This window comes from Hymenobacter humi (genome assembly GCF_042665855.1).
Classification (GTDB): Bacteria; Bacteroidota; Bacteroidia; order Cytophagales; family Hymenobacteraceae; genus Hymenobacter; species Hymenobacter humi.
In genome coordinates this window covers 4,059,294-4,078,981 of the sequence record NZ_JBHTEK010000001.1, presented here as the reverse complement: position 1 = coordinate 4,078,981, position 19,688 = coordinate 4,059,294, and the positions used below count along the sequence as shown (strand labels likewise).

Here is a 19,688-nt window from a genome sequence, read left to right as displayed (position 1 = left end):
AGCGCCATCCGGTGGTTGCGGTTGTGCATAAATGGGCTCTAGCTTTGCTGGCCCATTTATTTTGGCGTTGGCATGCACCACCTCGTTTATACCAGTACGGCGACTGTTCTGCTCACCGAAGCAGACCTGCATCGCCAGTTGAGCCACTGGCGCGAAAAAAATGCGCGCCTGGACGTGACGGGGGTACTGCTCTACAGCGAGGGCCATATTATGCAAGTGCTGGAAGGCGCTGCCGATACGATACACGCCTTGTTTGATACCATCGAAACCGATATCCGGCACCGGGGAGTGACCAAACTGGCCGATGGGCCCGTGTCGGAACGCGCTTTTGCCGACTGGTCGATGCGGTTTCGGACCGTGGATTTGGCCGAGTATAACCGCTTTGTGCACCACATGAAATCAGCTCCAACCCACGCCAGCAACTTAGCCCCATTACTGGAAGTGTTTATGGGCCCCGAGCTTTTGTAGCTGGCTCAAAGGTAGTTTTAGTAGGGCCGTTGGGCTGAATTGAAGAGCGCGGAAATTCCGGGTTCGACTGGACCGGGGAGTGGTAGTGCTGCTTTCAGTTCGACGTGTTGGGCGGCATGACGCTGGAGCGCCACACGTTCCGGGGCACCGGATTTAACCCCGACTACGACCAGCCCACCGGCTCCGTGGCCTTCGACCGCCGCTCGAGCAACAACCGCTACCTGCTCACCACCGGCGCCAGCGTGCGCTACCAGCTCCGCCCGCGCTTCGAGCCTGCTGTACACGGGCACCGTCAACACCGACATCAGGAGCTTTCAGCAATTGACTACTTCTTCGGCCCTCGGTGTGCGTTACCGCTTCGGGCGCCGCTAAGCCAGCCCGAGAACCAACCAGGAAAATCGGGACCAATGCTTTTTGCTGCCAAATAACTTGAGCTGTTTCAAACACCTTACGCCTTAAGCCGGTTACTGCCAACAACCGTCCAGCCCAGGTCCGGTTTTTTCTTTGTTGCTTTGGCGTAATGCTTGAAACTTCTGAATGCGCTTCGCGCTCCATCGTTCACCGGCCGGATTTGGGCGTGCTGATTGTGCGCTGGCATCACGATGCCGAACTAGCCGTGTTGCAAGCCGACTACCAGGCCATGCTGGCCATGGCCCAACAGTTTGGCTGCGCCCGCTGGCTGCTCGACGTGCGCCGCCGCGAAGGCGCCGACCCGGCCATGAGCGCCTGGGCCAGCACGGTATTCTACCCCGAGGCCGCCGCGCGCCTGCTGCCCCAGAAGCTGCATCTCGCCGTGCTCACTTCCACGTACATCGTCGACCGATTTCTCAACGACCCGGTGCAGAAAGAATACGTCGAGTACATGATGGCCCCCGAGCGGGCCTTTCTCACCCGCATGTTTGCCGACGAAGGCGAGGCCACCCGCTGGCTGAGCGCCAACTAACGAATAGTCATATTGAAAAAGGCCTGCTCTGTTTCAGAGCAGGCCTTTTTTGTGATGGGCCGGCAGGGGCATTATTTCAAGACTTCCACTTTGAGGGGAATGTCGGTAACGGGCCACTTGTCGGGCTCCACGGGCTCGTTGGCAATTTTATCGACCACCTCCTGCCCCTCAACTACTTCGCCGAACACGGTGTACTGGCCGTCGAGCGAGGGCACGCCGCCCACGGTGGCGTAGGCTTTTTGCTGGGCCGGGGTGAGTTTGCGGCCGGCCATGGCCTGCGATTGGTTGGGGGCCAGCTTTTCGCCCACCACAAAATAGAAATCGGTGTTGGAAGACAGGCGGCCGGGGTTCTGCTCGTCGTCGTAGCGGGCCATGCCCAGGGCGCCTTTCCGGTGGAAGTGCCCGGGCCGGAACTCCGGCGGCAGGCGGTAGCGCTTCAGCCGGATGGTGCGCGGGCCGTAGGTCTGGCCGCCCTGCACGGCAAAGTCCTTCACCACGCGGTTGAACATGGTTTCGTCGAACACGCCTTTGCGGGCCAGCAGCAGGAAATTGGCCTTGTGAATGGGCGTATCGTCGTACAGCTTCACGCGGATGTTGCCCAGGCGCGTGCGTATCAGCACTTCGGAGCCGGGGTATTGGCGGCCGTAGGCCAGCAGCGCGGCGGGCGCGGTGCTGTCGGTGAGGGTGGCCAGGTCGGGGCCAGGCACCACGGGCTTTTTGACGGGCTCCGTGGCGGGCGGCGCCTGGTTGCAGGCCGCCAGCAGCGCCAGGCCCAGAAAAGCAAAGCGGCAGTGGGAGAGAAGGAACATAGCAGCAGGAGTAAGAACTGGCCCAAAGGCCGGGACAAAATAAGCGCGGGTCGGCGCCGCTTGGTGCTCTTATACGGCCACAAAAAAGCCCGCGCCGGAGCGCAGGCTTTCGAGCAAAGCAATGCCAGTTGTTAGCGGTAGTTTTTCAGTTCTTTTTCCAGGCCCAGCTTCTTGGCCATGTCACCAAACATTTCGGGGTCGAAATCGTCCTCGCCGGGCGAGTTGAGCTGGGGCTCTTCTTCCAGCACGGGGTAGGGCACGCCCTTTTTGGCCCCGGGTATCACCACCCTCCGAGCCGTCTTCGGGGTGCTTGCCGTTCCAGATAACGCCGGCTTCCATGTAGGCGTTGGGCGAAAAGGTGTACAGCTCGCGGTGCAGGCCGTGCTTCATAAAGGCGCGCGCTTCCGGAAATTTGGCGTTCGATAGGGTAGGGATGGGCATGAGTTTCTTGACGTCGACGCCAGTGAGTTTTTCCAGTGCCAGGGCGTAGGCGTACACGTGCAGGCCGCCGCGCACCAGCAGGTAGCCCACCATGGTGCGGGCGCAGGGGTCGCTCACCATTTCGTACACCCGCATTTTGTTGGCGCGGGCGCCGCACTCCAGGAAGAAGTTGTGGAGCAGGTCGAGTCGCAGATTGCCGGAGCTGAATACGTTGTCGCCGGTCCAGGGGCGGCCCATGGAGTCGATGGGCAGCGACGCTTGGCCGCTGGCGATGAAGTGGTGGGTGTTGCGGGCATCGGCCGCGCCGGCCAGCGGCGCGGAGGCAGGGTCGGGGTTGCGCTTGCTCACGCCGGTCAGCAGCAGGTTGATGGCGTAGCTCACCGCTTCGATGTGAGAGTATTCTTCGGCCGCGATGGCCGCCGTGAGGGAATAGAACGGCCGGAGCCGGTCGCGCCCCCGGAAGTTGAACGACTGGAACGTGTAGTTCATCAGGGTGCTCATCTCCCCAAACTGGCCACCCAGCAGCTCCTGCACCGCGGCGGCATCGTTGGCAGAAGGGTTTTTGGGCTTGGGCAGGTCGAGGGCCAGCTCATCGAGGCGCAGTATCATAAGCAGACAGGGATAAGGTGAAAAAATAGAAAAGCCGGCCCCGCTACACGCGAAGCCGGCTTTTGCATACGGCACCTTTTTTATCCCCGGCCAGGCCTGGTTTTATAGGCTAAACCGTAGTTCAGAGCGGTTTACAGCTCAATAATCACGGGCTGTGGCTACTTCAGGCTCGTCGCCCTTCTGCTTAATTTTTTCGCTGCCGCTGGCGCTTTTGCTCTTCACCTTCAGCTTATCGATTTTCTGAGTGGGGGCGTCTGCCGCCGCGGTCGGAACTGGTTCGGTCGGTACGGTTTCGCGCACGGCGGAGGGTGCCTCGCCCATGTCCTTGGCCGACTTGATTTCATCGGCTACTTCCACCTTTTTGGCCTTTTGCTGGGCCAGCAGCAGCTGGTCCTGGCTCAGGGTGTTCTTCTTCCAGGCGGTGAGCTCGGTGTTGATTTTTCCTTCTCTTCCTTGGTGGCCCGGGGCGGGGTCATCAGGCCGTTCAGGTCGGGGCGGCCGGCGTCTTGCCAGGCCGTGAGCCAGAGCGACGAAATCATGGTGGGCGCGCCCTTGAGGCGGTAGTTTACCATGCCGCCCACGGCCTTTTCGTACTCGTCGGCAAAGGCGTCGGAGTACCGGCGCGTGGTTTTGCCGTAGCGGTGCGAGAAGGTGAAGCGCACGTCGGGCTTCATCGTTTTCTCGATGATGCTGGCCCGGTCAAAGGTTTCGCCCACAAAGCCGTAGCTCTCCTGCAGCACGCCCCAGATGGCGCCCAGCGGGTCTTTTACGTACTTGGCCGGTTCGCCCGCCAGCTTGTAGTCGTTGATGAACCGCTCGGGCAGGCTGGCTTTCCCAGAGGCTGTGCAGGCCCTTCTGCTCGGTGAGCTGGCCGTCGTAGTTGACGGTGGTGTGCAGCGGCACGAAGGCGTCGCCCACGTAGTGGCTCAACTCGGCCGAGTACTTGATGATGGCCAGCGTGTCGCGCTGCCGGAACGCCTCGGTGAGATGGTCCTTGGTTTCGAGCACCACCCACGGCACGGTGCCGTATTTCTTCAGCGTGTCGGCCCCGAATTTCTCCACCGCCTTTTCGTAGCGCCGGGGCATCTTCCCGAACGGGTCCGACTCGGAGTAGTGGTCGATGTCGATAAAGTGCTTGGGCGCCTCGGTGGGGTCGTCGTTGCGGCGCTCGTCGGGGGCCGTGCTCAGGCGCACCAGGCTCGGCCAGGTGCCGGTAGTAGAAGGCCTGCATGGACGACGGCAGCTCGTACACCGCCACTTGCGTGATGGTGCGGTGGCCGAAGAACCCCCAGGCGCCGGCGGTGCCGTGGGCAAGCATTAGGGCCGCAAGCAGCAGCGGCAAAAGGGTTTTTTCATGAAAAATTGAACAATTGCGCGGGGCATAAAAGTTGCCCTGGCCAAAGTTCGGCAATGGCCGCCATATTCCAGAATTCTGCCAACTATACTGTCCGCTATGAGGTTTGCCAGCTCAACTTTCGCCGATTAGCGGGCGCTATTGACTGGCTAGCCAACAGGCAGCGACATAGGTTGATTAGGATATTATTGAGCTGAAAGCTGGCTCAACCAGCGAAGCAAATTCCTGCCTGTTGCTATAATACGGGCAAGCCATCTGGCCGCAACTACACGGTCCGGACCCGGACCTGGTCGGACAGATTCTTGTTAGTGGGCTGGGCCGCCCCGGCCATGTCCTGGCGGCGCTGCAGGAAGTCGCCCAGCTTTTCGTAGATAAAATTGGCGGCCTGCTCGCGCAGCTTGTCGGCGCTGCCGGTGAACTGCTCGCGGTACTCGTAGGCGTGGCCTTCCGCCAAAATGGTGAAAAACATGGTGCCCACGGGCTTGTCGGGCGTTTCTGACGCGCCGGGGCCGCACAGGCCGGTCACGGCCACGCACACGTCGGCGGAGGGCAGGGCGCGGTGCAGGCCCACGGCCATTTCGTTGGTGGTTTGCTGGCTTTCGGCCGAGTAGGTGGCCAGGGTTTCTTTCTTCACGCCCAGCAGCTTCTGCTTGGCTTCGATGTTGTAGGTGACCACCGACCCGAGCAGAACCTCGCTCACGCCCGTAGCCGGCGCTAGTTGGGCGGCTACCAGACCGCAGGTGCAGCTTTCTGCCAGGGCCAGGGTAAGCTTGTGTTGTAGGAATTGCTGGACGAGGACGTTTAAATCTAATTTTTTCATAAAAGGTATAGCGCTGCTAAGCCGCTGCATACGCCGTAGCCCACCGCTGAGGTTGCGGCCGAGCTTACTTTAAACAGCGTTGAAAAATGAGGAATGAAGAATAGGCGAACGACAACTCCCCTCCTTTTTAAGGAGGGGATGCTCAACTGCCAAGTTGAGTGGGGTGGTCGCCCTCGTTGAACGATACCCCAACGATTTCAGCTCAACTCGTCCTGCCGTAGTCGTTCGGGTGTCGTTCAACGACTCAACCACCCCGTCCGAGCTAAAGCTCAAACATCCCCTCCTTAAAAAAGGAGGGGAGTTGTCGTTCGCCTATTCCTCACTCTTCATTCCTCATTCAGCATAGCGCAGCGCTACTCTTTCCGGTAAGTCACGCCGGCTTTCATCACGAAGCGCGGGCGCATCATGGCCGAAATGTCCTGGAGCGGGTCGCCTTCGAAAGCCACGATGTCGGCGTACTTGCCGGCCTCGAGCGTGCCGAGGTTGGGTGTTTCGCCCAGCAGGTCGGCGGCGTACACTGTGGCGGCCCGAATGGTTTCGATGGCTGGCATGCCGGCGTCCTTCATGTAGCCGAATTCCAGCGCGTTCACGCCGTGGCGGTACACGCCCGCATCGGTGCCAAAGGCGATTTTGACCCCGGCCTTGTAGGCGCGGCCGCAGTTGGCCTGAATCAGGGGCCCGATGCTGAGGGCCTTGCTAACCACGGCCGGCGCAAAATACCCGGCAATGCGGGCCGAATCGGCCACCGACTTGCCGGCCACGATGGTGGGCACGTACCAGGTGCCTTTCTGCTTCATCAGCTTGCGGCATTCGTCGTCCATCAGGGTGCCGTGCTCGATGCTGACCACGCCGGCCCGCACCGCCCGCTTGATGCCTTCGGCGCCGTGGGCGTGGCAGGCCACCTTCATGCCCAGGTCGCGCGCGGTTTCTACCACGGCCCGGATTTCTTCTTCGGAGTACTGCGGGCCGCTGCCGTCCTTGCTCAGGTCGAGCACGCCGCCGGTGCTGGCAATCTTGATGACGTCGGCGCCGCGCTTGAACTGCTCGCGCACGGCCTGGCGGCACTGGTCGGGGCCGTTGGCAATGTTGGCGGGCTGGCCGTAATGCGCCATCTGCTCACGGCTCAGGCCATCGGCTTCGTCCATGTGCCCGCCGGTGGCGGAGATGGCGTCGCCCGCCGTGAAGATGCGAGGCCCTTCGACCTGGTTGCGGTTGATGGCGTTGCGCAGGGAGATATTTACGCCGCCTTCGCCGCCCATGTCGCGCACGGTGGTGAAGCCGGCGCGCAGCGTGAGCTGGGCATCGCCGATGGCGCGGTAGGCGTAATCGGCCGGGTTCATGGTGAACTGGTTCATGCTGCTGCCCTTGCCGGGGTGCGAGAGCATGTGCACGTGGCAGTCGATGAGGCCGGGCAGCACGGTGCGGTTTTCGAGGTTCACCACCTTGTCCTGGGGGCCACCGGCAGCCGTGTAGCCGCTTTGCACGGCCACAATCCGGTCTTTTTCTACCACAATCGTTTGCTGGCTCAGCAGCTTGCCGCTGCGCACATCCAGCAGGCGCCCACAGTGTAAGTATGTTTTTGGCCAAAAGCCGCCGGCGCCGACAGCAGCAGCGCGGCCGTAGCCCATGCGTGAATAGATTTGCGCGTCATACGTTTGTCTTAGTGAGCTGCCAAGGTACAACGCCGCTCAGCACTTACCAGAACAGTATTTTACCCTTTTCCATGACCACGCAAGAAGAATTTGACGCCGCCAGCCAGCGCGCCCAGCAGCTGCCCACCAAGCCCTCCAACATGGTGCTGCTGCAGCTTTACGCCCTCTACAAGCAAGCCACCGAAGGCGACGTGTCCGGCGACCGCCCGGGTGGTTTCGACTTCAAAGCCATTGCCAAATACGACGCCTGGGCCGGCCTGCGCGGCACCAGCAAAGACGCCGCCCGCCAGCAGTACGTAGAGCTGGTAAGCGAGCTAGCGGGGTAGGGAGTGACTGAGTGGCGGAATGACTGAGTGAGCTAGGACGAGCGAGCTAGAGACGCAGCATTTGCGCCTCTAGCTCCTTCCAAACACTAGGGAATAACTCGAACAACTTCTGAGTGAACTGTATGGAGGCAGCGGAAAAGGCGGCATTAAACGAAGCATTTCGTAACCGCACCAAAGCGGCGGCTTTGCGAGTAATTCGGTTGTACCAGCAGTTGCCACGCACCGGCGATGCCCAAGTGCTGGGAAAGCAACTGTTACGTTGTGCCACCTCAGTCGCTGCAAATTATAGAGCCGCGTGCCGGGGCCGTTCGGCCGCGGAGTTTTTTGCCAAAATCAGCATCTGTGTAGAAGAAGCGGATGAAGCTCAGTTATGGCTGGAGCTGCTAGGCGACGCCGGTATTGTGCCCCAGGAACGATTAGTGGAGTTGAAGAAAGAATACCTTGATATCGTGTCGGTATTGGCTAAATCCCGTAAGACAGCATCCGCAAGTTGAGTAAGCCACAAAGGATGAGCCTTATCAAGGCACTGAGCCATTTAGTTATTCCGTCATAAATCACTCAGTCATTCCGCCACTCAGTCACTCCTCCGTGGACATCTCCCGCAAAAAGCCTTCGTACCCGCTCACGCCCGAATTGCGCCAGTACCTGCGCAACTACGACCGGGAGGCGCCGCTGCCTATCACCTACGACGACCTGCGGCACTTCAGCAACTCGTTTCCGCTGCTCGACCGCACGGGGCACGATACGCTCTGGCAAACCGTGTTCTTCGAGCCCCAAACCCTGCGCGAGCTCAGCCAGGGGCTGACCGAAGTGTATGCCCTGCTGAAAACCGCCGGCGACCTTTCGTTTACTGAGCATCTGATTGCCGACCGCATCGACTACTGCCAGTTCGGCAACTCCAACCCGTTTCGGGTGCGCATCGTCAACCAGTTCAATGACAACTACGACTACTTCTACGTGAAGCGGGCCGACGCCTCGCGCCTCTACGGCCTGGAGCTCGAGCACCTGCTGTCGCCCAATTCCATGAACTTCCTGGTGAACGGCGACACCCTGATTGAAGAACACATTGCCGGCATTCCCGGCGACGACTTCATCCGATTGCGCCTGAGCCAGCCGCACATCAACCAGGTGCGCATCGCCAAGGAGTTTGTGAAGTTCAATGAGCGCTGCTTTGTGCGCCTGCTCGGCGACATGCGCGCCTATAACTACGTCATCGACGTGACGCCCGACTTCGAAGACGAGCAGTACCGCGTGCGGGCCATCGACTTCGACCAGCAGAGCTACGAAGGCCGCCGGGTGATGTACCTGCCGCAGTTCTTCAAAGACAACGCGGCTGTGGTGGGCATGTGCGCCAGCCTGCTCAAGCCCGAAACCGTGCGCCAGTACCAAACCGAAGAGCGCGCCCTAATGGCGCGCCGGGCCCGCGCCGAGCGCCACCGCCTGCGCGACCTGCTCGACGTGATGCGCAGCCACGACCTGGCCCCGCCCGACAAAGTAGCTCAACTCAAAGCCGAGCTCAATCGCTACCACCACACCGAAGCCTTCGACAAGTGTGATTCCATGGGCGACATCGTGCGCCAAAACCTGTGGCTGATGCTCGGCGCCGGCGCCAGGCCCGCCTAATAACAAGGCTACTGCGCCAGAACGGCGGCTATCCACCGCATGAAAATGATTTTCGCCGGATTGGGCTAGCAGCAAAAAGGCTTTAAATGACCTTCTGGGCTATAAATCAGGCCACTACTGTAGTGGGCTGAAAAAGGTTGCGCGGGTTTAATTAGAAACTGACTGAATTGTTTCGGCGGAGGGGCCTTGTATATATTGGTTGTAATATGTAAGCGTTGAATTATTTTTTGTTGGAATTTAACTTATTGATTAATTAATAATTTATTCGGGCATTTTTTATAAAAATGATATTGATATGAAAGATATACCCATACATTGCTGATGTCTTTTCAATACCCACACCCAAATATTTTTTTCGTCAACCCCAAAAAAAATGTCCTTTATGAAAATGAACTACCTCGCCTTAACCGGCAAACCCCTGATGGCTGCTGCAGCCTTGTTTTCGGCGTTCGCTTTGTCGAGCCTGCGAAAAGAATGTGGAAGCTCCCGAGGCTACTGCCACGGCAAGTGCCGTGAGCAGCGATGCTAAACAGTACGGTCAGCCCGGTGTAAATTATGTGGCCAACGAAGTGTTGGTGAAGTTTAAAGCCGGCACGTCGGCCACGGCTCGTGGTGCGGCCCTGTCCCGCGTAAGCGGCCAGGTAGCCGAAACCATCCTGACCAAAGCCATGCAGCGCGCCGGCGACCGCGAAGCCCTGCTGCTGGTGCGCACGCCCCTGGCTGCCACCGACGCCATCGGCCGCCTGCGGGGTGCTGAAGTGGAGTACGTTGAGCCCAACTACATCTACACGCACAGCGCTGCTACCAACGACACCTACGTAGCCAACGGCTCGCTGTGGGGCATGGATGGCAACATTTATGGCAGCCAGGCCTCAACGGCCTGGGCCGCCGGCCATACCGGCTCGGCTAACACCTTTGTTGGCGTCATTGATGAAGGCATTCAGTTTGACCACCCCGACCTGGCCGGCCAAATCTGGACCAACCCCTATGACGCCGCTGATGGCATCGATAATGACGGCAACGGCTATATCGACGACATCCACGGCTGGGACTTCGACGGCAACAACAACAGCATCTACGACGGTACTACCCGCGGCAGCTCCGATGACCACGGCACGCACGTATCGGGCACCATCGGCGCCAAAGCCAACAACGGCGCCGGTGTAGCCGGCATGAACTGGAACGTGACCATCATCTCGACCAAGTTCCTGGGCCGTCGGGGCGGCACCACGGCCAACGCTGTGAAAGCAGTGGACTACCTCAACGACCTGAAAAGCCGTCATGGCTTGAACATCGTGGCCAGCAACAACTCTTGGGGCGGCGGCGGCTTCTCGCAAGCCTTGTCCGATGCAGTTGACCGTGCCAATACCCAAAACATTCTCTTCATCGCTGCAGCCGGCAATGGCGGCTCGGATGGCGTAGGCGACGACAACGACGCCGTAGCCAGCTTCCTTCCAACTTGCCCCAGGCCAACGTTATTGCGGTAGCGGCCATCACCTCGGCAGGCGCAAAGTCTTCGTTCTCTAACTACGGCGCTACCACGGTAGACATCGGCGCTCCCGGCTCGGGCATCTGGTCCAGCACGGCCTACAACATTTACGAGTCGTACAACGGCACTTCCATGGCTACCCCGCACGTAACGGGTGCCGCCGCTCTGTATGCCTCTTCGCACCCCGGCAGCACTGCGGCTGCCATCAAGGCTGCTATCCTGAACAGCGCTACGCCCACGGCTTCGTTGGCGGGCAAGTGCACCACCGGCGGCCGCCTCAACGTGAGCGGCTTCTAAGCAACCCACAGTGGCTGGCTAACGCCGGCTGCAACACACAAAAAACGCCTGCTGAATAAGCAGGCGTTTTTTATGCCCACTGCTCAGCTTGGTAAGGGGTGGAATGGTCGCACGGAATGCTCAGGAATCAACGCTGCTTATCAGGTTCGATTGATTATTCGATAAAAATGCTAACTTCATCAATACGTGAAGCTTACTATCTGTTTCTGCTAACCCTTTAACCCAATACCAGCTATGAAAGTCAAGTACAGTGCCTTTGCCGGCAAACCCCTGATGGCTGCGGCCCTCCTGTCCGTCTTCGCGTTGGCGAGCTGCGAAAAAACGCAGAATCCCCAGCGCCTACCCTAACCGAAGTGAGCAGTTCCGCCACGGCGTATGGCGAGCCTGGGCTGAACTACGTGCCCAACGAGGTGCTGGTGAAGTTCAAGGCCGGCGCTTCGGCCACAGCCCGAGCAGCGGCCTTGTCCCGGGTGAATGGGGAAGTAGCCGAACGCATCCTGACCAAAGCCATGGAGCGTGCCGGTGAGCGCGAAGCCTTGCTGCTGGTGCGCACGCCCCTTGCTGCCACCGAAGCCCTTGGCCGCCTGAGAGGGGAGGAGGTGGAGTATGCCGAACCCAACTATATCTACACGCACAGCGCCATCACCAATGATACTTATGTAGCTAATGGCTCGCTGTGGGGCATGGACGGCAACACATATGGCAGCCGAGCCTCAACGGCCTGGGCCGCCGGCCATACCGGCTCGGCCGCTACCCTAGTGGGCGTAATCGACGAAGGCATTCAGTTTGACCACCCCGACCTAGCCGGCCAAATCTGGACTAATCCCTATGACGCCGCTGATGGCATTGATAATGATGGCAACGGTTATGTGGATGACATCCACGGCTGGGATTTTGATGGCAACGACAATACCATCTACGACGGCGGCACGCGCGGCAGCCTCGACGACCACGGAACGCACGTGTCGGGAACTATCGGCGCCAAAGCCAACAACGGGGCCGGCGTAGCGGGCATGAACTGGAACGTGACCATCATCTCCACCAAGTTCTTGGGCCGTCGCGGCGGCACTACAGCTAATGCCGTGAAAGCAGTAGATTATCTAACAGAATTAAAAGTGAGCCATGGCCTGAACATCGTGGCCAGCAACAATTCGTGGGGTGGGGAGGCTTCTCGCAAGCCCTCTACGATGCCGTGAACCGCGCTAATGCCAAGAGCATTTTGTTCATCGCCGCAGCCGGCAACGGTGGTAGCGACGGCGTAGGCGACAACAACGACGCCGTGGCCAGTTATCCTTCCAACATGGACCTGCCCAACGTCATTGCGGTGGCCGCCATTACCTCTACCGGCGCGAAGTCTTCATTTTCCAATTATGGTCTGACCACGGTTGACTTGGGGGCTCCCGGTTCGGGCATTTGGTCGAGCACAGCTTATAGCGGGTACTCATCGTACAACGGCACTTCCATGGCTACCCCGCACGTAACGGGTGCTGCCGCTCTGTATGCCTCTTCGCACCCCGGCAGCACTGCGGCTGCCATCAAGGCTGCTATCCTGAACAGCGCTACGCCCACGGCTTCGTTGGCGGGCAAGTGCACCACCGGCGGCCGCCTCAACGTGAGCGGCTTCTAAGCAACCCGCAGTGGCTGGCTAACGCTCGCCGCAACACACAAAAAACGCCTGCTGAACAAGCAGGCGTTTTTTGTTTTTAACCTTGTTTGATTCCTGACGCTGTGATTTAGCTCAATTCGAGCTTTAGCAGGCTGCACTCCATCAGAAATGCCGGCGCGGGTCCTGGCTAAACCTTAGGCGCGGGCAAATCGAACGCCACGGCAGCGTGCTCGAAATGGCCTTTGTGCGAGCCGTCGCAAAACGGCTTTTGCTTCGACAGGCCGCAGCGGCAGATGCTGATGCGCTGGCGGCCGCCCAGCCCGTACGGCTGGCCTTCGGCGTCAACTAGCTCAATGTCTTCGCCCTCTACGCGGAGGGAGCCATTGGAAAGAACGGTGATTTTGGTGGGCATTTTTAGAGAGGGTTAAGTTTTGAGGGTTGAATGTTGAATTGTCAGATTTGAAACGAGATAAGCAAAAAGGAGTTGAAGGGATAACTCAACATTCAGCCCTCAAAACTCATAACTCCTTTCGCATGATGTAGTCGTTCATGAAGTACGGCCCGATGGCCACGTCGACCTCGCGCTGCCGGGCAAAGCCGCGCCGCTCGTAGAAGGCGATAGCGGGGTTGTAGCGGTTCACGTTCAGGTCCAGAAAGTTGCCGCCGGCCTGGCGGGCAGCGTTCTCAACGGCCTCGATGAGGTGCACGCCCAGGCCCTGGCCCTGCTTGGTGGGCAGCACGTAGATTTTGTGAAGCTTGTAGCCTGCCCCGCCGTCTTCGTCGGCCGGCAGGGGGCTGAACGACGCGAACCCGGCCGGCTCGCCCTGCACATACGCCAGCAAAAACGAGTGGTGCTGCTCGTCCATCTGCCGCTTGAGCGATGCCGGCGTGTAAATCACGCGGTACATGTAGTCAATCTGCTCGCGCGAGATGATGAACCGGTACGTGGGCTCCCACGTAGCCTCGGCCAGCTGAATAATGGTCGGGATGTCGTTGAGCGTAGCGGGCTCAATGCGCGGCGGCGCGGTAGGGGCGTCAGGAGTCATAAGCGGTAAAACACGAAATTGCGGCGAAAAAACGAAACCGAGCCGCCTTTTCGATACGGTTGGCCCGCTCATTGCGTTAGAGGGCCCATTCTCTGGTTTTCTTTCTGCTCTTTTATGAAATCTGCATCCCTTTTTTGCTGCTGGCCGGTCTGCCCTTTGCCAGCTACGCCCAGTCCACTACCGCCGCCGACAGCCTGCGCCAGCGCGGCGAGCTCACCGGCGCCCGGCCTTCGGGCGATTTGCTGGCCAAGCCCCGCACCCAGGCGGCCCCGCGCCGTGCTGCGGCTTCCTCTGACCCCATTCAGCAGCACTTGCTGAACTCCGACGTGAACCTGGCCCGCGTGAGCGCCGACCAGCTGCCCGACCTCTACGAGCGGTTCATTGCCACCACCCGCGACGAGCGCCGCAAGTGGAGCTACGCCGACTGGGACAACGCCGCCACCGTGCTCGCGCGCCTCAACCAGCGCTACCAGCAAGTAAGAACCACGCTGCCCGTCGAGGAGCGCCTGCGCATTCGCACCTACCAGGGCGAGTTTCATACCCTGCGCGGCGCCCGCCAGGTAAAAGATAAAATCGACGAATAACGGCTAGGCTGGGCGCGGGGCCAGCACCGCCGGGCTGCTTTCCGCGCGCCCGGGCTGGTACTGCTGCAGCCAGGCCAGGGCCACGTCCACGTCCTCAAACAGTTCAATGGCCATGTGGGGCCGCAGGGCCGCGACGAAGTGCTGGCTGGCAAAGCGGTTTTCGCGGTCGGGCGAAAACACGTAGGCCATGGCCTTTACGCCGGCTTGCAGCGCCAGCGGCAGCCATTCGTACTGCAGCCAGGGCAGGGCCTCGCTCCAGTCGCCGCCGGTGTCGCTCTTGTCGTTCAGAATAAGGGAGAAATTCAATGGCATTGTCCATGCGCCGGCCTCCTGCACGCCGCGGATAATCTCGGCGCCCGTCAGGTGGCCGTGCCAGCGCACGTACATCAGGTCTTTGCACGCATAGAAGGCGTATTCTGCCAGGGCGGCGTGGTGGTCGTCTTCGACAGTAAGCTGTTGGGTAGGAAGGGTAGAGAGCATGGCAGAGAACAGCTAAATTCCTCGAGATATACCAAATATAGCTAAACAGTAATGAGTAGGATGGATTTCGGTCGTGCGCTACCTTTGAGGTTCAGCTTTTCTCTCGTCTTTTTCGTTCGTAGCGCATGCACATTGCCATCGTCGGCAACATTGGGGCCGGTAAAACCACGCTGGCCCATAAGTTGGCCCAGCATTTCCGCTGGGAAGTATTTCTGGAAGACGTGGACGACAATCCTTACCTGAAGGATTTTTACCACGACATGCCCCGCTGGGCCTTCCACCTGCAGGTTTATTTCCTCAACGGCCGGTTTCGCCAGACCCAGCGCATCAAAGAGCTGCAGAAGGCGGGCAAAGGCATCATTCAGGACCGCACCATCTACGAAGATGCGCACATCTTCGCGGCCAACCTGCACGAGTCGGGCCTGCTCGAAACGCGGGACTACAGCAACTACTACGCGCTGTTTGAGTCGATGGTAGACCTGGTGGCGCCGCCCGATTTGGTGCTCTACCTGCGCGCCGACCTGCCCAAGCTCATCAGCCAGATTGAGAAGCGCGGCCGCGACTACGAGAACACCATCAGCATCGAGTACCTCAAAAACCTTAACGAGCACTACGAGAAGTGGATTGGCACCTACAGCGCCGGCCGCCACCTCATCGTGGACGTGAGCGAGCTCGACTACGTGCGCAACCCCGAGGACCTGGGCACCATCATCGACAAGATAAATAACACGCTCTTCGGCCTGTTTTAGCCCAAGGCCCCAGCACAGCTGCAGCCCTGAATCAGCTCAACTTCAAGAAAAAAGCCCCGCCGTCGATTTTCGATAGCGGGGCTTTTTTCTTGAAGTTGAGCTATTGGCGCTCGGCGATTGGCAGGGCTTCGTTGAAAAAATCGACCAGGGGCCGGGCCGCGGCAATGCCTGCAACTACCTTGTCCACAAAGTCGGGCGCCAGCACCTCGGCATCGGAATAAAAGCGGCCTATGCCGTAGGTCTTGAGCCGCAGCCAACCTAGGTCGGGGTCGTCGGCGGAGTACCCGCGCGGCGGGCGGGTCAACTGAGGGCCCGTGGTGTCCAGGCCTGCCGGGAAGTAGCTCAGTAGCGTGGGCGCCTGCCGCAGCCGGTGAAATTCGGAGCTGTTGTAATGAATTTCCTGCCGAATGGCGGCCAGCATGGCCGGAGTAGGGTGGAAGGTGCCGGCCCCCAGCCAGCTCCGCCCTTCGGGCTGAATGGCCAGGAAATACCCCGCCCGGGGCGCGTGGCGGCCGCCCAGCTTGAGGCCCGCGCCCATGCGGCGCTTGTAGGGCTCGGGGTCACGGTGGGCGCGGTCGTTCTTGTGCAGCCGGAACATCACGTCCGCCGTGCTGAGGCCGGCCAGGTCGGGGTCGGTGGCAGCAGCCTGGGCCAACACATGGCCCACCAGGCTCGGTGCATGCGGCGCGGGCGCGCTGGTAGTCGGGGCGGTGGTCGGCCATCCAGGCCGTGGTGTTATTGGCCGCGAGCCGGGCCAGAAAATTGAGCAAGTAGTGCAGTTCCATGTAAAAGCCAGGCCTTGAACCCGGAAAAACGGAACGCTACGGCCGCCGCCAGAGTTGCGGCGGGCTGCTTTAGCGGGAAACGGCTAAGCGGGATTCGGCCAGCCGAAGGCTATTTGGTGCTCAGGACCGTTAGCGCATCGCCCACCCGGAGGCGGCCCAGGCCGTGGCCCGTCACATTCTGGCCAAACATGGCGTTGTTATCCACCTGGCGATAGTTGAACAGGGTGCGCAAGGGGTCGCCCACGGGGTTTTTGGTGGCGGTTTGCTGGTCGATGGTGGTGAGCACGCAGCGGCCGCAGCCCCGCACAGCCCGGAAGGGCAAGGTGCCAATCTGAAATTCAGCCCAATTATCGTCTTCGTACGCCACGCCGCCCCCAAACACGAGGTTGGGCCGGAAGCGGTTCATGTGCACGGGTTGGGCAAGGCGGGTGTTCAAATCGGCCAGCGCCGCCTCCCCGATGAGCAGAAACGGGTAAGCATCGGCAAAGCTCACCAGTTGGCCTTCGGGGTTGAGCTCGGGCTCCACGTCGCGGCGCACCATGTCCGACATATACACCAGCCGGCAGGGGCGGCCCAGGGCCTCGGCCATCCACTCATCGGCCTCGGGGTGCCGCGCCAGGCCCACGCGATGTCGTCCCAGATGGTGACGAACAGCGTGCGGTCCGGCGTGGCCTCAAACGGCACAAACAGAGGCAGCAAATCGGGCCGCTGGCGGTGGCTGATGAGGAAGCCGTTGTAAGCCGGCGCCACGGTCAGCAAGGCCAGGCTCGGGCTGCTGGCGCTGGGTCATGAAGCGGTTGCGCTCGTCCACCAGCAGCCAGCGGCGGTCGTGCCGCAGGCCGCGGGCCGTCACCTCGGCGTCGGGCACCGCGTAGCCGCCCAGGGACTTCACAGGGTAGAGGTACAGGCCAGTGAGGGTAAGCGCGTCGGACATGGTGCAAAGGTAGGGGAGGCCGCAGGGTAACATCAGCACGGCCGGCTGGCGAATTCAATAGCTCTCGAAGCGCTTCAGGGCCTTATTCTACCAAGAGCAAATCGGCTTCCCGCACATACGCCTCGCGCTGCTGCCACCGCACCCGGTACCAAATGTCCTGGCGGCCCAGCACCAGCAGGCGGTCGCCGATGGCGGCGGTACTCAGCCACGCGGCCCCGGCGCTTGGCCCAGCCATAAGCGTCGTGCCAGCGCGAGCTACCAGCCCCGCTGGCTTTGGCCGCAACAGATGCAGGTAGATGCCCACCAACCCCACGCCGGCCGCGTAGCCCAGCCAGGCCGTGCGTGGACTCCGGCGCCAGAGCAGCCAGATGGCGGTCACCACGGCACCGGCCAGCAGCACCTGCAACCCCGGGTAGTAGTAGCGCTGGGCCTGCACCCGCAGCTCCTGCTGCCAGGTGGCCGGGTAGCCCACCAGCCGGTGCTGGGCTGCCAGGGTGGCCAATTGGCGCCAGGTGCGCACGCGGGGCTCGCGGGCGTGGGCCAGACTCAGGTAGAGCAGGGCGGCCGGGTAGCGGCCCAATTGCTGCTGCGCATAGGCCAGTTTCAGGAGCAGCTCCGGCGAAGCGCGACGCTGCTGCCACACTTGTTGCTTAAAAGCGGGCACCGAAGCGGCATATTTTCCCGCCGCAAAGAGCGAATCGGCCTGCTGCAGCGCCTCGGTTGGGTCGTGAGTAACTTTTTTGCGAATTTATTTTCGGCTGGTTTTGCACCCAAGGCCCAGAGAGGCAGGAAGATTAAGCTCAGCAAAAAGGTCCGTGCTGAAAGAAGAGAGACTTTTTTGAATCAAGGTTGTGTAGTTCCGGAGGTGCTCGTACTTTTGTGCCCACAAACAGGGTATCGCCCTTGTGAAGTGAAAGGTACCGATTCTGTAGCTCAGCTGGTAGAGCAATACACTTTTAATGTATGGGTCCTGGGTTCGAATCCCAGCGGGATCACAGCAAAAAGGCCCTCTCTGGAAACAGGGAGGGCCTTTTTCTTTGGGTTGCTCCAGCCCAGCCTCTGGCAGCTTGCGTCGCGGCGCTGCTCCTGCCGAGCACGACTTCAGTACTCTGCTGCGGAAATCGTGACCCGGTATGTGACAGTAATCAGGCAAGATGGAAGCTATGGCGAAATAGAATTGGGCACATATTTTTAAATACAAAGCCTGGGAATATAAAAGCCCCGCAAAATCTGATTTTGCGGGGCTTTTATTATTCTATGAAGTAGAGGTGGCTACTTCAGCAGGCTCGTGCAGCACAGTTTGCATGGAAATGGTGCGGTTGCCAGCTTCCTGGATGATGAGCGAGCCCGGCGCGTCGAGCACGGCGTCGGACACTTCCACGTTGCGGCGCACGGGCAGGCAGTGCAGGAATTTGGCGTTGTCGGTGTAGGACATGTGCCGGGGCGTCAGCATCCAGTCGGGGTCGTTCTGGAGCACTTGGCCGTACTGCTGGTAGCTGCTCCAGTTCTTGGCTTGCACGTAGTCGGCTCCTTCCAAAGCTTTGCGCTGGTCGTATTCGATGCGGGCGCCTTTCGTGAACTTGGGGTCGAGCTCGTAGCCTTCGGGGTGGGTGATGACGAAATCGACCCAGTCGATTTCCGAAAACCAGTCGCAGAATGAATTGGGCACGCACTGCGGCAGGGCACGCACGTGCGGAGCCCAGGTGAGTACCACTTTCACGCGCTCCTTTAGCTTGGTTTCGGCCACCGTGATGAGGTCGGCAAACGACTGCAGAGGATGCAGGGTCGCGCTTTCCAGGCTGATGACGGGCACGGTAGCGTATTGCAAAATCTTATTGAACACTACTTCCTGGTAGTCCTCGTCGCGGTCTTTGAGCGTAGGGAAGGTGCGGACGCCCAGCACGTCGCAGTACTGGCTCATCACCGCGATGGCGTCCTTGATGTGCTCTTGGGTGCCGCCGTTCATCACCGCGCCGTCGGCCATTTCCAGGGTCCAGGAGTCGGCGCCGGCGTTGAGCACCCAGGCCTGCGCGCCCAGGTTGTAGGCGGCCTTCACCGAACTTAGCCGGGTGCGCAGGCTGGGGTTGAAGAAAATCAGCCCAACGGTTTTGTTTTTGCCGATGTGCTGGAAGCCGTAAGGATTGGCCTTGATTTTCAAGGCTTGCTGTAACAGGGCTTGGTAGTCGCCCGCATCGACGAAGGAGGTGAAGTTTTTCATAGGGAGGTGTCGGGTGAAAGCAATCAGAGCATCGTGCTGTGTGTGGCAAGGTTTCGCCGTCGCTTCAATCATTCAGGCATTAGTTAGCAGACAAGCTTAGCACAATAGCTTCGTCAGCAACTATCATGGCTTCTAGGCCACTATCAGAAATAAAAGTTGCCTTGATTAAGCTTCCTCGTTCTTCAAACAGCAATTCGTGAAGCACATTTTGTCCCCTGAAATTTTCAAAAACCATTTCTTGAATTCCACTGAATTGAATCTGCAATTGACAATCTTTCTGATGGCTTAACGTGAACGTTACGGAGCCGCGTCCAGTAGGATGCGTTTCAAAAATTGCCTTTGAAACCTCAAAATGAGCGAAGATTGGCCATTGGCCAAAGTGCTGATAAATCAGTTCAGAATTTATCAGCAGGTCCATTGCCGGATAATCCTCGTTTTCCATCAGATGCAAGGTC

The 19,688-nt window shown here is 59.8% G+C and carries 28 protein-coding genes, 1 tRNA gene and 1 pseudogene; 13 read left to right on the top strand and 17 right to left on the bottom strand.

Annotation, left to right across the window (positions count from 1 at the left end):
* Nucleotides 1-72: 72 nt before the first annotated feature.
* From ACFQT0_RS23020 to ACFQT0_RS23010, 3 genes are all read left to right on the top strand, one after another.
* On the top strand, nucleotides 73-468 hold the full coding sequence (locus ACFQT0_RS23020) for a BLUF domain-containing protein (RefSeq protein WP_380205389.1): 396 nt from the start codon (nucleotides 73-75) through the stop codon (nucleotides 466-468).
* Nucleotides 469-572: 104 nt separating this feature from the next.
* Complete coding sequence (locus tag ACFQT0_RS23015) at nucleotides 573-896, top strand: hypothetical protein (RefSeq protein ID WP_380205388.1); 324 nt, start codon at nucleotides 573-575, stop codon at nucleotides 894-896.
* A gap of 92 nt (nucleotides 897-988) precedes the next feature.
* The gene (locus ACFQT0_RS23010) at nucleotides 989-1,411 is read left to right on the top strand and encodes a hypothetical protein (RefSeq protein ID WP_380205387.1); all 423 of its coding nucleotides are present in this window, start codon (nucleotides 989-991) and stop codon (nucleotides 1,409-1,411) included.
* 71 nt (nucleotides 1,412-1,482) lie between these two features.
* Here ACFQT0_RS23010 and ACFQT0_RS23005 read toward each other — a convergent pair whose 3' ends face one another.
* The 5 genes from ACFQT0_RS23005 to ACFQT0_RS22985 all read right to left on the bottom strand — a co-directional run bounded on the left by ACFQT0_RS23005 (nucleotide 1,483) and on the right by ACFQT0_RS22985 (nucleotide 4,464).
* Complete coding sequence (locus ACFQT0_RS23005) at nucleotides 1,483-2,220, bottom strand: peptidylprolyl isomerase (protein WP_380205386.1); 738 nt, start codon at nucleotides 2,218-2,220, stop codon at nucleotides 1,483-1,485.
* A 180-nt stretch (nucleotides 2,221-2,400) separates the two neighbouring features.
* Entirely contained in the window at nucleotides 2,401-3,270 is an 870-nt protein-coding gene (locus tag ACFQT0_RS23000) for a manganese catalase family protein (RefSeq protein ID WP_380205385.1), read from the bottom strand.
* A gap of 138 nt (nucleotides 3,271-3,408) precedes the next feature.
* Nucleotides 3,409-3,627: a hypothetical protein gene (locus tag ACFQT0_RS22995; RefSeq protein ID WP_380205384.1), complete on the bottom strand. Its 219-nt coding sequence runs from the start codon at nucleotides 3,625-3,627 to the stop codon at nucleotides 3,409-3,411.
* 41 nt (nucleotides 3,628-3,668) lie between these two features.
* Nucleotides 3,669-4,010 (bottom strand): hypothetical protein, encoded by a 342-nt coding sequence (locus ACFQT0_RS22990; protein ID WP_380205383.1) that lies wholly within the window; start codon nucleotides 4,008-4,010, stop codon nucleotides 3,669-3,671.
* Complete coding sequence (locus ACFQT0_RS22985; RefSeq protein ID WP_380205382.1) at nucleotides 3,970-4,464, bottom strand: hypothetical protein; 495 nt, start codon at nucleotides 4,462-4,464, stop codon at nucleotides 3,970-3,972. The genes ACFQT0_RS22990 and ACFQT0_RS22985 overlap by 41 nt, the downstream gene beginning before the upstream one ends.
* On the opposite strand from ACFQT0_RS22985, the gene ACFQT0_RS22980 reads away from it, so the two are divergent.
* Complete coding sequence (locus tag ACFQT0_RS22980; protein ID WP_380205381.1) at nucleotides 4,451-4,591, top strand: hypothetical protein; 141 nt, start codon at nucleotides 4,451-4,453, stop codon at nucleotides 4,589-4,591. The genes ACFQT0_RS22985 and ACFQT0_RS22980 overlap by 14 nt on opposite strands.
* A gap of 298 nt (nucleotides 4,592-4,889) precedes the next feature.
* Here ACFQT0_RS22980 and ACFQT0_RS22975 read toward each other — a convergent pair whose 3' ends face one another.
* Entirely contained in the window at nucleotides 4,890-5,444 is a 555-nt protein-coding gene (locus ACFQT0_RS22975; protein WP_380205380.1) for a CinA family protein, read from the bottom strand.
* A 353-nt stretch (nucleotides 5,445-5,797) separates the two neighbouring features.
* A complete protein-coding gene (locus ACFQT0_RS22970; protein WP_380205379.1) occupies nucleotides 5,798-7,072 on the bottom strand; it encodes a metal-dependent hydrolase family protein in 1,275 nt (424 codons plus the stop codon).
* Nucleotides 7,073-7,167: 95 nt separating this feature from the next.
* Between ACFQT0_RS22970 and ACFQT0_RS22965 the strand changes: the two genes are divergently transcribed.
* From ACFQT0_RS22965 to ACFQT0_RS22940, 6 genes and pseudogenes are all read left to right on the top strand, one after another.
* The gene (locus ACFQT0_RS22965; protein ID WP_380205378.1) at nucleotides 7,168-7,422 is read left to right on the top strand and encodes an acyl-CoA-binding protein; all 255 of its coding nucleotides are present in this window, start codon (nucleotides 7,168-7,170) and stop codon (nucleotides 7,420-7,422) included.
* A 122-nt stretch (nucleotides 7,423-7,544) separates the two neighbouring features.
* Complete coding sequence (locus ACFQT0_RS22960) at nucleotides 7,545-7,916, top strand: four helix bundle protein (RefSeq protein ID WP_380205377.1); 372 nt, start codon at nucleotides 7,545-7,547, stop codon at nucleotides 7,914-7,916.
* 94 nt (nucleotides 7,917-8,010) lie between these two features.
* A complete protein-coding gene (locus tag ACFQT0_RS22955) occupies nucleotides 8,011-9,045 on the top strand; it encodes a hypothetical protein (protein WP_380205376.1) in 1,035 nt (344 codons plus the stop codon).
* A 476-nt stretch (nucleotides 9,046-9,521) separates the two neighbouring features.
* Entirely contained in the window at nucleotides 9,522-10,532 is a 1,011-nt protein-coding gene (locus ACFQT0_RS22950; protein WP_380205375.1) for a S8 family serine peptidase, read from the top strand.
* Nucleotides 10,505-10,831: a S8 family serine peptidase gene (locus ACFQT0_RS22945; protein ID WP_380205374.1), complete on the top strand. Its 327-nt coding sequence runs from the start codon at nucleotides 10,505-10,507 to the stop codon at nucleotides 10,829-10,831. Before ACFQT0_RS22950 ends, ACFQT0_RS22945 begins: the two co-directional genes overlap by 28 nt.
* A gap of 353 nt (nucleotides 10,832-11,184) precedes the next feature.
* Nucleotides 11,185-12,458, top strand: a pseudogene (locus ACFQT0_RS22940) (S8 family peptidase).
* Between the two features lie 166 nt (nucleotides 12,459-12,624).
* Here the strand turns inward: ACFQT0_RS22940 and ACFQT0_RS22935 are convergent.
* Both ACFQT0_RS22935 and ACFQT0_RS22930 read right to left on the bottom strand, forming a co-directional pair.
* Complete coding sequence (locus ACFQT0_RS22935; RefSeq protein WP_380205373.1) at nucleotides 12,625-12,849, bottom strand: CDGSH iron-sulfur domain-containing protein; 225 nt, start codon at nucleotides 12,847-12,849, stop codon at nucleotides 12,625-12,627.
* A gap of 106 nt (nucleotides 12,850-12,955) precedes the next feature.
* Nucleotides 12,956-13,483: a GNAT family N-acetyltransferase gene (locus tag ACFQT0_RS22930; RefSeq protein ID WP_380205372.1), complete on the bottom strand. Its 528-nt coding sequence runs from the start codon at nucleotides 13,481-13,483 to the stop codon at nucleotides 12,956-12,958.
* A gap of 134 nt (nucleotides 13,484-13,617) precedes the next feature.
* Here ACFQT0_RS22930 and ACFQT0_RS22925 point away from each other — a divergent pair, with 134 nt between their 5' ends.
* Nucleotides 13,618-14,067, top strand: coding sequence for a hypothetical protein (locus ACFQT0_RS22925; protein ID WP_380205371.1), 450 nt, complete (start codon nucleotides 13,618-13,620; stop codon nucleotides 14,065-14,067).
* Nucleotides 14,068-14,070: 3 nt separating this feature from the next.
* On the opposite strand, the gene ACFQT0_RS22920 is transcribed toward ACFQT0_RS22925, so the two are convergent.
* On the bottom strand, nucleotides 14,071-14,547 hold the full coding sequence (locus ACFQT0_RS22920) for a hypothetical protein (protein WP_380205370.1): 477 nt from the start codon (nucleotides 14,545-14,547) through the stop codon (nucleotides 14,071-14,073).
* A gap of 125 nt (nucleotides 14,548-14,672) precedes the next feature.
* On the opposite strand from ACFQT0_RS22920, the gene ACFQT0_RS22915 reads away from it, so the two are divergent.
* Nucleotides 14,673-15,296, top strand: a complete 624-nt coding sequence (locus ACFQT0_RS22915; RefSeq protein WP_380205369.1) for a deoxynucleoside kinase — start codon at nucleotides 14,673-14,675, stop codon at nucleotides 15,294-15,296.
* 100 nt (nucleotides 15,297-15,396) lie between these two features.
* Here ACFQT0_RS22915 and ACFQT0_RS22910 read toward each other — a convergent pair whose 3' ends face one another.
* The 5 genes from ACFQT0_RS22910 to ACFQT0_RS22890 all read right to left on the bottom strand — a co-directional run bounded on the left by ACFQT0_RS22910 (nucleotide 15,397) and on the right by ACFQT0_RS22890 (nucleotide 17,679).
* On the bottom strand, nucleotides 15,397-15,963 hold the full coding sequence (locus ACFQT0_RS22910) for a DUF2461 domain-containing protein (RefSeq protein WP_380205368.1): 567 nt from the start codon (nucleotides 15,961-15,963) through the stop codon (nucleotides 15,397-15,399).
* Entirely contained in the window at nucleotides 15,857-16,081 is a 225-nt protein-coding gene (locus ACFQT0_RS22905) for a DUF2461 family protein (RefSeq protein WP_380205367.1), read from the bottom strand. The genes ACFQT0_RS22910 and ACFQT0_RS22905 overlap by 107 nt, the downstream gene beginning before the upstream one ends.
* A gap of 109 nt (nucleotides 16,082-16,190) precedes the next feature.
* Nucleotides 16,191-16,706, bottom strand: a complete 516-nt coding sequence (locus tag ACFQT0_RS22900; RefSeq protein ID WP_380205366.1) for an MOSC domain-containing protein — start codon at nucleotides 16,704-16,706, stop codon at nucleotides 16,191-16,193.
* Nucleotides 16,707-16,754: 48 nt separating this feature from the next.
* A complete protein-coding gene (locus tag ACFQT0_RS22895) occupies nucleotides 16,755-17,015 on the bottom strand; it encodes an MOSC N-terminal beta barrel domain-containing protein (RefSeq protein WP_380205365.1) in 261 nt (86 codons plus the stop codon).
* 82 nt (nucleotides 17,016-17,097) lie between these two features.
* Complete coding sequence (locus ACFQT0_RS22890) at nucleotides 17,098-17,679, bottom strand: hypothetical protein (protein WP_380205364.1); 582 nt, start codon at nucleotides 17,677-17,679, stop codon at nucleotides 17,098-17,100.
* Between the two features lie 258 nt (nucleotides 17,680-17,937).
* Here ACFQT0_RS22890 and ACFQT0_RS22885 point away from each other — a divergent pair.
* Nucleotides 17,938-18,010, top strand: a tRNA-Lys gene (locus tag ACFQT0_RS22885).
* Between the two features lie 260 nt (nucleotides 18,011-18,270).
* Here ACFQT0_RS22885 and ACFQT0_RS22880 read toward each other — a convergent pair.
* Nucleotides 18,271-19,233 carry an acetylornithine carbamoyltransferase gene (locus ACFQT0_RS22880; RefSeq protein ID WP_380205363.1) on the bottom strand — a complete coding sequence of 321 codons (963 nt, stop codon included), beginning with the start codon at nucleotides 19,231-19,233 and terminating at the stop codon, nucleotides 18,271-18,273.
* A gap of 79 nt (nucleotides 19,234-19,312) precedes the next feature.
* Nucleotides 19,313-19,675 (bottom strand): hypothetical protein, encoded by a 363-nt coding sequence (locus tag ACFQT0_RS22875; RefSeq protein ID WP_380205362.1) that lies wholly within the window; start codon nucleotides 19,673-19,675, stop codon nucleotides 19,313-19,315.
* Between the last annotated feature and the right edge of the window lie 13 nt (nucleotides 19,676-19,688).

What these genes read in the sequence shown, in the direction of transcription:
- ACFQT0_RS23020 (WP_380205389.1), top strand. Translation starts at nt 73, where the DNA reads ATGCACCACCTCGTTTATACCAGTACGGCGACTGTTCTGCTCACCGAA.
- ACFQT0_RS23010 (WP_380205387.1), top strand. Translation starts at nt 989, where the DNA reads ATGCTTGAAACTTCTGAATGCGCTTCGCGCTCCATCGTTCACCGGCCG.
- ACFQT0_RS23005 (WP_380205386.1), bottom strand. Translation starts at nt 2,220, where the DNA reads ATGTTCCTTCTCTCCCACTGCCGCTTTGCTTTTCTGGGCCTGGCGCTG.
- ACFQT0_RS23000 (WP_380205385.1), bottom strand. Translation starts at nt 3,270, where the DNA reads ATGATACTGCGCCTCGATGAGCTGGCCCTCGACCTGCCCAAGCCCAAA.
- ACFQT0_RS22975 (WP_380205380.1), bottom strand. Translation starts at nt 5,444, where the DNA reads ATGAAAAAATTAGATTTAAACGTCCTCGTCCAGCAATTCCTACAACAC.
- ACFQT0_RS22970 (WP_380205379.1), bottom strand. Translation starts at nt 7,072, where the DNA reads ATGGGCTACGGCCGCGCTGCTGCTGTCGGCGCCGGCGGCTTTTGGCCA.
- ACFQT0_RS22965 (WP_380205378.1), top strand. Translation starts at nt 7,168, where the DNA reads ATGACCACGCAAGAAGAATTTGACGCCGCCAGCCAGCGCGCCCAGCAG.
- ACFQT0_RS22960 (WP_380205377.1), top strand. Translation starts at nt 7,545, where the DNA reads ATGGAGGCAGCGGAAAAGGCGGCATTAAACGAAGCATTTCGTAACCGC.
- ACFQT0_RS22935 (WP_380205373.1), bottom strand. Translation starts at nt 12,849, where the DNA reads ATGCCCACCAAAATCACCGTTCTTTCCAATGGCTCCCTCCGCGTAGAG.
- ACFQT0_RS22930 (WP_380205372.1), bottom strand. Translation starts at nt 13,483, where the DNA reads ATGACTCCTGACGCCCCTACCGCGCCGCCGCGCATTGAGCCCGCTACG.
- ACFQT0_RS22920 (WP_380205370.1), bottom strand. Translation starts at nt 14,547, where the DNA reads ATGCTCTCTACCCTTCCTACCCAACAGCTTACTGTCGAAGACGACCAC.
- ACFQT0_RS22915 (WP_380205369.1), top strand. Translation starts at nt 14,673, where the DNA reads ATGCACATTGCCATCGTCGGCAACATTGGGGCCGGTAAAACCACGCTG.
- ACFQT0_RS22905 (WP_380205367.1), bottom strand. Translation starts at nt 16,081, where the DNA reads ATGGAACTGCACTACTTGCTCAATTTTCTGGCCCGGCTCGCGGCCAAT.
- ACFQT0_RS22895 (WP_380205365.1), bottom strand. Translation starts at nt 17,015, where the DNA reads ATGTCCGACGCGCTTACCCTCACTGGCCTGTACCTCTACCCTGTGAAG.
- ACFQT0_RS22880 (WP_380205363.1), bottom strand. Translation starts at nt 19,233, where the DNA reads ATGAAAAACTTCACCTCCTTCGTCGATGCGGGCGACTACCAAGCCCTG.
- ACFQT0_RS22875 (WP_380205362.1), bottom strand. Translation starts at nt 19,675, where the DNA reads ATGGAAAACGAGGATTATCCGGCAATGGACCTGCTGATAAATTCTGAA.